Source organism: Parabacteroides sp. merdae-related_45_40 (genome assembly GCF_001915675.1).
Genome location: NZ_MNQY01000077.1, coordinates 1 through 8999 on the forward strand (window position 1 = coordinate 1; position 8999 = coordinate 8999).

Below are 8999 nucleotides of genomic sequence, written 5' to 3' on the forward strand. Positions count from 1 at the left end.
GCCACATAGATATTCTCGTCATAGTGGAACGAGTAAATGAAGCGTTGGCCGTCATAGCAACGACTGTAACTGGCTTCCATGCCGTATCGTTTCAGCTTGACTTCCGAACCGGGATAATCGGGATAATCGAAGGGCAGTTTCTTCTCCTCTTTCGTATTCATATTGATTGCGACGGAAACAGGGTCATGCTCAATCAGGCGATTTGGTTCTATGCAGGTATATAGAGTGTGTTCGATACGTACAGGTAATTGTGAGGCTGTAGCCATAAAACAAGAAGGTTTTAATCCAGGAAAAGGCTGCTTATCAAGAAGGTCGCAGTTCTTATTAATCAAGTATAGCCCACTTTCGTAAAAATTGAAGACGTAAATACTGTTGAGATTCTGAATGTAATAACCGAATATCCTTCCAACACCGTTACTTCCTTCCTGCGAAGGGGTTATCCTGAACGCCGGTTTCTGCTGTTTCAGGTCATAGAAGTGGATCGTATTGTTTTCAATATTCTGGAAAGTGAAATACTCTTTTCCGTCTTTGTCTTTATAGACTGAATAAATGTTGAAGTTGTTTTTCGTGTCCGAATCGATCGGGAAAGACAGCGTTTCGTCTGTCTCTTTCAATTAGCATGCTCCGTACTTTTTGTGCGTTGAACAGGAGATAAACAGGAATAAAAAGAATAGTAATAGATGGTGCTTTTTCATGTTCATAATAAATTATAAGGAAAGGAAGAAAATTAAAAACTCCTTGTTCCCGTGCCTCGTGTGGGAGAGTGCGGGAACAAGGTGATTTTGACATGCTTTTTCCGGGCTTTTAATCTTTCTTTAACGGCGGATAGTCGATCGTATAGTGCAACCCGCGACTTTCCTTACGTTCCATTGCCTGACGGGTGATCAGGTAACCGACGTTGATCATGTTGCGCAATTCGCACAGTTCTTTTGAGGCCTTACTGCGTTTGAAGAGGCTTTCCGTCTCTTCGTACAGAATATCCAGGCGGTTCCAGGCGCGGGTCAGGCGGGTATTACTGCGGACGATGCCGACATACGATTCCATGATCTGGTTCACTTCTTTCATGCTCTGGGTGATCAATACACGTTCTTCGGTAGAGATCGTACCTTCGTCGTTCCATTCGGGAATATCGGTGTTGAAATCGTAACGTTCGAGGACGCTTAGGATATGTTTAGCTGCTGCATCCGCATATACGACTGCTTCGATCAACGAGTTGGAAGCCAGGCGATTTCCACCGTGCAACCCTGTGCAGGAACATTCGCCGATGGCATAGAGACGACGGATGCTGGATTGCCCGTTCAGATCGACACTAATACCGCCGCACAGATAATGGGCTGCTGGAGCTACCGGGATATAATCCTTCGTGATGTCGATGCCGATGCTGAGGCATTTTTTATAGATATTGGGGAAATGCTTCTTCGTCTCCTCCGGGTCTTTATGGGTCACATCCAAGTAAACGTGATCTTCACCTCGGAGTTTCATCTCGTTATCGATCGCACGTGCTACGATGTCACGCGGGGCGAGAGACAGACGTTTGTCGTATTTTTGCATGAACTCCTTTCCGTCCAGCGTACGTAAGACGCCGCCATATCCGCGCATGGCTTCGGTGATCAGAAAACAGGGACGGTCTCCCGGGTGGAAAAGAGCGGTCGGGTGGAACTGGATGAACTCCATGTTTTTGACAGCTCCTTTCGCGCGATACACCATTGCGATACCGTCGCCCGTAGCGATCAGCGGGTTGGTTGTGTTGCGATAAACGGCTTCGCAACCGCCTGTTGCCATAACTGTTACCTTGGACAGGAACGTGTCTACCTTACCGGTGTCTTCGTTCAGCACATAAGCGCCGTAACATTTGATGCCCGGCGTATGACGGGTGACGATGATACCCAAGTGATGCTGCGTGATGATCTCTACTGCAAAGTGATGGTTGAATATCGTGATGTTGGGATGTCTCTTGATCGCTTCGATAAGGCTTAGTTGGATCTCGGCGCCGGTGTTGTCCTTGTGATGTAGGATGCGGAATTCGGAATGCCCTCCTTCGCGGTGAAGATCGAACTCGCCGTTCTCCTTCTTGTCGAAGTTCACACCCCAACTTATGAGTTCCTTGATCTGATCCGGTGCGCCTCGTACGACCATTTCCACGGCTTCCCGGTCGTTGATCCAGTCGCCGGCAATCATTGTGTCTTCAATATGCTTGTCGAAATTGTCTACCAGCAGGTTTGTTACCGAAGCAATGCCTCCCTGCGCGAAATAGGTGTTCGCTTCTTCCAGCTCTGTCTTGCAGATGATGGCTACTTTCCCTTTATCGGCTACCTTCAAGGCGAGGCTCATGCCAGCGATACCGGAACCGATCACTAAGAAATCGAATTGTTGTACCATAGTTTATATCCTTTGTGGCTGACAAAGTTAGGAATTAACTTATTTAGTTGTACCTTATACAGCCCGCTTTCGTGCAAAATAGTCCGCATTACTGATTCTTTGGATATTTTAAACTTCTCGTCGTAAACATCTCAGAATGGAACCCTGTTCTATTGGGGCATTGGATATCCTGCTAATTATTAACACTTAAACGTTTTAAAATATGAAATCTAAAGTTGTATTGAACGCTCTGGCCTTGTTGTTTGCGGCTGGTGCGATGGCTCAGGATTGTACGTTCTTTTTCCCGCAGACCAAAGGTACGCAGCTCGTAAAAAAAGGCTATGATGCAAAAGGAAACCTGCAGAGTGTGATGACCTACACGGTCGATGAAGTGAAGAACATCCCGTCCGGCCTGGAAGTGGAAGCCGATTATGTGTTCAAAAATAGCGCAGGTACGGTTTATGACAAGGGTGACCTAGAAGCATTCTGCCGAGATGGTGAGTTCTTTATCGAGATGAAGGAGACTTTGTCAAATCCGTCTTTCGTGTCGACCATCCAGTCTGATCTGGCTGCTACCGAAGCAGTCATTAACTATCCGAGTGTATCGAACGCTCCGTCCAATAATGGCGACGATATGTATTTCGATGATGCAACCATTCAGATCTACTCGAAGAAGAATCGGAAGGATCGCAAAAACGTGTCTATCTACGACCGCGAATATGTGACGACCGAACAGGTAGCGACTCCCGCCGGCACGTTCGACTGCACGAAAGTAAAATATAAAATCAAATCCCGCTCCCCGAAGGAAACGATCGAGGGCTATGGATATGAATGGTACGCTCCGAATGTGGGTGTCGTAAAGAACGAACAGTATAATAACAACAATCAGTTGCAATACTATACTGTCCTCGAAGTTGTAAAGTAATGTAAGATATATTCCTTTTTGGGAATTGTTTGACCGGTTTAAGTGGATGCGTTGTTACTGAGAAGTTGCAGCGCATTTTCTTTTCCCTGAATCGCCAAAAGAAATAAAATGATTATCTTTCGGCAAAATTCAGGATATGGACAGAGTCTTTAAATCGAAAGTAGGTTGGTGGTATCATCTGATACTGTTGGTGATGGCGGCAAGCACTGTTGCTGCATTTGTGGGCGGCAAGTCTCCCGTAACGATGATCGTGCTGCTGTTGTTTACATTGGAGTGTATTCACATGCTGTTGTCGACCTGGTATAAAATAACGGCGGATGGTTATCTGATTGCCCATTGCAGTTTTTTCCCGGAAAAGCGGATTCCTATTTCGGAGATTAGTGCCGTCGAGGTGACAGTGATGCCTGTCTCGAGCTACGCCCTGTCACTGGACCGTCTGATCATCTACAAAGGCGACACGCAGTGGCTATTGATTTCGCCGGTCAACAAGCAGGACTTCGTCAAGCTGTTGAAGAAGCATAATTCCGATATCCGGATAAAGGAACCGGTTATCTAAAACTTAAAAACAGATTACCATGAAAGCACGGATTCGGAAAAACCAGAAAGATTGGCATGTATACATCTTCTGGATTTTATTAGGAGTATTTGCATTGTTGGTTATTATGGATGCTTTCAGCGAGGACAAATTTGATCGACTACCCTTGATCCTTTGTTTCCTGCCGTTAACTATACTTCAGTTACGTCCGTATCAGATAACGGATAGGGACATGTTGCACGGAAACGGGCAAATCGACGTGAAACTGATCTCCCGGCTCGAATGCAGCGGTAACAAAGTCGTCGTCTATTACTCCCGTATGGAAGGAGGCATAGAGAGGCGCTCCTCTTTTTATCCGGCCGACAAGGAAGAATTTATTTCGATCTTACAACAAATTAATCCCAATATAAAATTTAATTAAATCTGAGAACATGAAATACGATGTTGCCATAATCGGAGGCGGTCCCGCCGGTTATACGGCTGCCGAGAAGGCGGCTGCGGGTGGCTTGTCCACCGTGCTTTTTGAGAAGAACGCGTTAGGCGGTGTGTGCCTGAATGAAGGATGCGTGCCGACAAAGACTTTGCTTTATTCTGCGAAAGTGTTTGATACGATCAAACACGCCCCCAAATATGCGGTAAGTGCGGAGAATCCTGCTTTCGATTTCCCGAAGATCATCGCTCGTAAAAATAAAGTCGTAAAGAAACTGACAGCCGGCATCCGCATGAAGATGAAGGAGAACGGCGTGGAAGTGGTGAGCGGCGAAGCCGAAATCAAAGGGCGGGCAGCCGACGGAACGATCACTATCGCCTCGGGCGAAGCTGTTTATGAAGCCGCCAACCTGCTTATCTGCACCGGTTCGGAAACTGTCATACCTCCCATTCCCGGATTGGCGGAAACGGAGTACTGGACAAGCCGTGAGGCGTTGCTGTCTAAAGAACTGCCGACTTCGCTGGTGATCATCGGTGGCGGTGTGATCGGCATGGAGTTCGCCTCCTTCTTCAACAGCATGGGAACGGAAGTGCATGTGGTCGAGATGCTGGATAAGATTCTCGGTCCGATGGATAGGGAGCTGTCCGAGATGTTGCAGGTCGAATATGCCAAACGGGGCGTCAAGTTCTATTTAGGACATAAGGTGACTGCCGTAAACGGCGGCGATGTGACGGTCGAGAAAGACGGCGAGACATCAGTCATCCAAGGCGAAAAAGTCCTGTTGAGCGTAGGCCGTCATCCCGTGACCAAAGGTTTCGGCTTGGAAACACTGGCCCCCGAACCTTTCCGCAACGGGATCAAAGTGAACGGATTTATGCAGACTTCCGTCCCGAATGTGTATGCCTGCGGCGATATCACCGCTTTCTCCCTGTTGGCCCATACGGCTGTCAGCGAAGCGGAAGTGGCTGTCGATCATATTTTAGGTAAGAACCGCAGCATGAGTTATAAAGCCATTCCGGGCGTTGTTTATACCAACCCCGAAATCGCGGGTGTCGGCAAGACCGAAGAGGAGTTGCAAGCTGAAGGAACTCCTTACACCGTCAAGAAGATACCGATGGCGTTCTCCGGCCGCTTTGTCGCTGAAAACGAGCAGGGCAACGGCGTCTGCAAGCTGATTTTGGCTGAAGACGAAACGATCATCGGCGCCCACCTTTTGGGAAATCCGGCCTCCGAGCTGATCGTCATAGCCGGGATCGCTGTCGAAAAAGGCATGAAGGCCTCCGAGCTGAAGTCCATCGTCTTCCCACATCCGACCGTAGGCGAGATCCTTAAGGAAGCGCTCTGATATTTTATTCCCCATACATGCCCGATCCCGATCCATCCCGGCGACTGTTCGATGGATCGGGATCTTTTTGTTGAAAGTCCTGCTTTAATCAACCTGAAGTGTGGAATGTTTTATCTGTTTCCATGAGGAGAAAATAACTTTTCTCGCCAGTGAAAATTTGTTTTCTATGGGAAGAAACAAAAGATTCATGCCAATGGAACAAAATTTCCCCCTCTATGAAACTGCTCCGAAACGGGTAGCCGTTCGTCCTTACCAGGATAGGAGTTGGTTTCATTTAGCTGATGTTTCTTCGAAAATATCCTTATAAGATGCTGAAAATGCTACAGGTTACCAAAAAAATCATTTACTTTGCAAACTTAATAATGTGCCAATGCACAAAAATGGCACATTGGCACATTAATTAATTGGCAAATTATTATTATGGCACAAGAAGATGTATTTAAGAAATTAGTTTCGCACTGTAAAGAATACGGGTTTGTATTCCCCTCTTCAGAGATTTATGACGGTTTAGGAGCAGTGTACGATTATGGGCAGTATGGCGTAGAGTTGAAAAATAACATAAAGAAATACTGGTGGGACAGCATGACGTTGTTGCACGAAAATGTAGTCGGCATCGATTCGGCTATCTTTATGCACCCTACTATCTGGAAGGCATCCGGCCATGTCGACGCGTTCAATGACCCTCTGATCGATAACAAGGATTCCAAGAAACGCTATCGTGCCGATGTACTGATCGAAGATCACCTGGCGAAGATCGAGGAGAAGATAAATAAGGAAGTGGCCAAGGCTGCGAAGAAGTTTGGTGATGCTTTCGATGAAGCCCAGTTCCGCGCGACGAACGGACGCGTGCTTGAATATCAGGCTAAGTGGAACGAGATCCACGAACGCTACTCGAAAGACATGAATGATTCCAATTTCGAAGACCTGCGCCAGCTGATCCTGGATTGCGAAATCGTTTGCCCGATCTCCGGAACCCGTAACTGGACCGATGTCCGCCAGTTCAATTTGATGTTCTCTACGGAGATGGGTTCTACTTCAGACGGTGCCATGAAAGTATATCTGCGGCCGGAAACAGCACAGGGTATTTTCGTCAACTTCCTGAACGTACAGAAGACCGGCCGCATGAAAATACCTTTCGGTATCGCTCAGATCGGTAAGGCTTTCCGTAACGAGATCGTTGCCCGTCAGTTCATCTTCCGTATGCGCGAGTTCGAACAGATGGAAATGCAGTTCTTCGTTCGTCCTGGCGAAGAGATGGAATGGTTCAAGCAGTGGAAGGCTACTCGTCTGAAATGGCACCAGGCAATGGGATTGGGTAATGAAAAATATCGTTATCACGATCACGAAAAGCTGGCCCACTATGCAAATGCGGCTACTGATATCGAATTCGAAATGCCGTTCGGTTTCAAGGAAGTGGAAGGTATCCATAGCCGTACGAATTTCGACTTGAGCCAGCACGAAAAGTTTTCCGGCAAGAAAATCCAGTATTTCGACCCCGAACTGAACCAGAGCTATACTCCGTATGTAATCGAGACCTCTATCGGTGTAGACCGCGTGTTCTTGAGTGTGATGGCCGGTTCTTATTGCGAAGAGACATTGGAAAACGGCGAAACACGTGTTGTATTGAAGTTGCCCGCAGCGTTGGCGCCTATCAAGCTCGCCGTATTGCCGTTGGTGAAGAAAGACGGTCTGCCTGAAAAGGCTGAGGAGATCATGAAGATGTTGCGTTTCGATTTCCGTTGCCAGTATGACGAAAAAGATTCTATCGGCAAGCGCTATCGTCGCCAGGATGCTATCGGAACCCCGTACTGTATTACAGTTGACCACGATACTTTGAAGGATAATTGTGTCACGATCCGTTTCCGCGATACGATGGAACAGGAACGTGTGAGCATCGACAAGTTGCATGACATTATCTCCGAAAAGGTAAGCATGAAGAATTTATTAAAAAAGATAATGGAATAAACGCATGAAGAAATACCTGCATATCGCGTTGATGTTGTTGTGTGTCTTCGTTGTCTCTTCTTGCAAGGATGATGACGATGATACTGAAGCTGTTGAAAGAGAGGTTTATAAGTTGGAACAGGACATTGCCTTCCAGGCAAAAGTAAATGAAACCGGTTTTGTAAGATGGTATTCGGAAGCCGGTGATGGTTATGTTTGTGCCAAACTGATTGAAAAGGGGAATGGCAAGCAAGCCTATTTCAATAGCCGTGTCTCGGTCTACTATAAAGGTTCTTTGACAGATGGAACGGAGTTTGATGCCCGGTTGTTTGAAGACGGTACGCCCTTCAAGTGTGCGGTCAGTTCATACTATGCGAATTATTCGAACTCCAATCCGAATGGATATGGTTCCGTCATATCTGGTTGGACAGTTGCTTTGCAACATATGGTTGAAGGAGATAAATATGAGGTTTGGATTCCGCAGCAGCTAGCCTATGGCGCAAGCGACAACGGTGATATCCCGGCTTATTCGACTTTGATATTCGAAATCGAGCTGGTATCGGTGGATGAGCAGGCAGCTTCGGCAAGTTAAAAGTTGATTTATAAAAGAATAAAAAGGGGGTGTCTATACAATGTGTAGGCAGCCCCTTTCTACTTTTTATTTCTTCTGTTTCAATATCCTCTGTGCACAGTCCGAGAACACTACGATCGCCCCGGCAATGATTGCCGTATCTTTTATTACTAGTCTGCCTACCCCGGTCAGCAGTGGGAATCCATGTTCTCCGCTTCCCAAGTCCGGTACCCATACTTCAGGTGTCGTCACCAGGAAAGAGAGCGTTCCGATCGTCATGATAATGGCAAGTCCTGCACCTACCAGGCCAATTTTAGGGGAGAAAATACCTAAGAACGTCAGGATACCGATCGCCATGATCAGAATGCCTAACCCGTGCGAGAAGCCGTACGTGTTGTTTTCCACATGCCACTGATGTTTGGCCTCGTTGAATTCCCCCTCTTTTAGTTTATATTCTTTATATTCGGGAGCGCTTTTCGTATAGAAGAAGCTCATAAAAGGACTGTTCGCCACAAACGGCACGATACCTTCTGCTTCATAGTTATAGAATTTCAATCCTCCGATCCATACGAAGATGATCAGGATTGCCACGCGGATCAAGTTAATGCCCAACTTTTGAGTCGAAGCTGCAATGTTCAGGAAAGTGTAAAATAGATTACTTAATTTAGTCGTCATGTCTTTGCTGTTTTATATGTTTGTTTTATAATGCAAATATCGGCCCATTGTGGCTTGCGGTAAATGGCAATTCTGCCGGATAACTTATCAATTTTTCCCGATCTGGTTATTTATAGGCAAAAGAAACCCCTATAAACAATTAAAGGCTGTCTCACGACAACCCCTAACCAAACTTTGTTAACCTTAAATCTAATACTATTATGAAAAAACCACAAT

At 46.4% G+C, this 8999-nt stretch carries 9 protein-coding genes; 6 read left to right on the forward strand and 3 right to left on the reverse strand.

Annotation, left to right across the window (positions count from 1 at the left end):
• Positions 1-614: DUF4221 family protein (locus BHV83_RS10580; protein WP_286757499.1), on the reverse strand; the 614-nt coding region annotated here is incomplete at its 3' end.
• 190 nt (positions 615-804) lie between these two features.
• The gene (gene nadB / locus BHV83_RS10585) at positions 805-2379 is read right to left on the reverse strand and encodes an L-aspartate oxidase (RefSeq protein WP_022321452.1); all 1575 of its coding nucleotides are present in this window, start codon (positions 2377-2379) and stop codon (positions 805-807) included.
• Between the two features lie 202 nt (positions 2380-2581).
• Here nadB and BHV83_RS10590 point away from each other — a divergent pair, with 202 nt between their 5' ends.
• From BHV83_RS10590 to bamJ, 6 genes are all read left to right on the forward strand, one after another.
• Complete coding sequence (locus BHV83_RS10590; RefSeq protein WP_005639644.1) at positions 2582-3283, forward strand: TapB family protein; 702 nt, start codon at positions 2582-2584, stop codon at positions 3281-3283.
• 136 nt (positions 3284-3419) lie between these two features.
• Positions 3420-3839, forward strand: a complete 420-nt coding sequence (locus tag BHV83_RS10595) for a PH domain-containing protein (protein WP_022321450.1) — start codon at positions 3420-3422, stop codon at positions 3837-3839.
• Between the two features lie 19 nt (positions 3840-3858).
• Positions 3859-4239, forward strand: a complete 381-nt coding sequence (locus tag BHV83_RS10600; RefSeq protein ID WP_022321449.1) for a hypothetical protein — start codon at positions 3859-3861, stop codon at positions 4237-4239.
• A 10-nt stretch (positions 4240-4249) separates the two neighbouring features.
• On the forward strand, positions 4250-5593 hold the full coding sequence (gene lpdA, locus BHV83_RS10605; RefSeq protein ID WP_022321448.1) for a dihydrolipoyl dehydrogenase: 1344 nt from the start codon (positions 4250-4252) through the stop codon (positions 5591-5593).
• Positions 5594-6013: 420 nt separating this feature from the next.
• The gene (locus tag BHV83_RS10610) at positions 6014-7558 is read left to right on the forward strand and encodes a glycine--tRNA ligase (RefSeq protein WP_005639655.1); all 1545 of its coding nucleotides are present in this window, start codon (positions 6014-6016) and stop codon (positions 7556-7558) included.
• 4 nt (positions 7559-7562) lie between these two features.
• Positions 7563-8129, forward strand: coding sequence for a BamJ family beta-barrel-assembly machinery protein (gene bamJ / locus BHV83_RS10615; protein WP_005649794.1), 567 nt, complete (start codon positions 7563-7565; stop codon positions 8127-8129).
• A 66-nt stretch (positions 8130-8195) separates the two neighbouring features.
• Here bamJ and BHV83_RS10620 read toward each other — a convergent pair whose 3' ends face one another.
• The gene (locus tag BHV83_RS10620; protein ID WP_122205536.1) at positions 8196-8783 is read right to left on the reverse strand and encodes a DUF417 family protein; all 588 of its coding nucleotides are present in this window, start codon (positions 8781-8783) and stop codon (positions 8196-8198) included.
• Positions 8784-8999 lie beyond the last annotated feature (216 nt).

Bases quoted from the DNA above. Each gene is read 5' to 3' on its own strand.
- BHV83_RS10610 (WP_005639655.1), top strand. From the start codon at position 6,014: ATGGCACAAGAAGATGTATTTAAGAAATTAGTTTCGCACTGTAAAGAA.
- bamJ (WP_005649794.1), top strand. From the start codon at position 7,563: ATGAAGAAATACCTGCATATCGCGTTGATGTTGTTGTGTGTCTTCGTT.
- lpdA (WP_022321448.1), top strand. From the start codon at position 4,250: ATGAAATACGATGTTGCCATAATCGGAGGCGGTCCCGCCGGTTATACG.
- BHV83_RS10600 (WP_022321449.1), top strand. From the start codon at position 3,859: ATGAAAGCACGGATTCGGAAAAACCAGAAAGATTGGCATGTATACATC.
- nadB (WP_022321452.1), bottom strand. From the start codon at position 2,379: ATGGTACAACAATTCGATTTCTTAGTGATCGGTTCCGGTATCGCTGGC.
- BHV83_RS10590 (WP_005639644.1), top strand. From the start codon at position 2,582: ATGAAATCTAAAGTTGTATTGAACGCTCTGGCCTTGTTGTTTGCGGCT.
- BHV83_RS10620 (WP_122205536.1), bottom strand. From the start codon at position 8,783: ATGACGACTAAATTAAGTAATCTATTTTACACTTTCCTGAACATTGCA.
- BHV83_RS10595 (WP_022321450.1), top strand. From the start codon at position 3,420: ATGGACAGAGTCTTTAAATCGAAAGTAGGTTGGTGGTATCATCTGATA.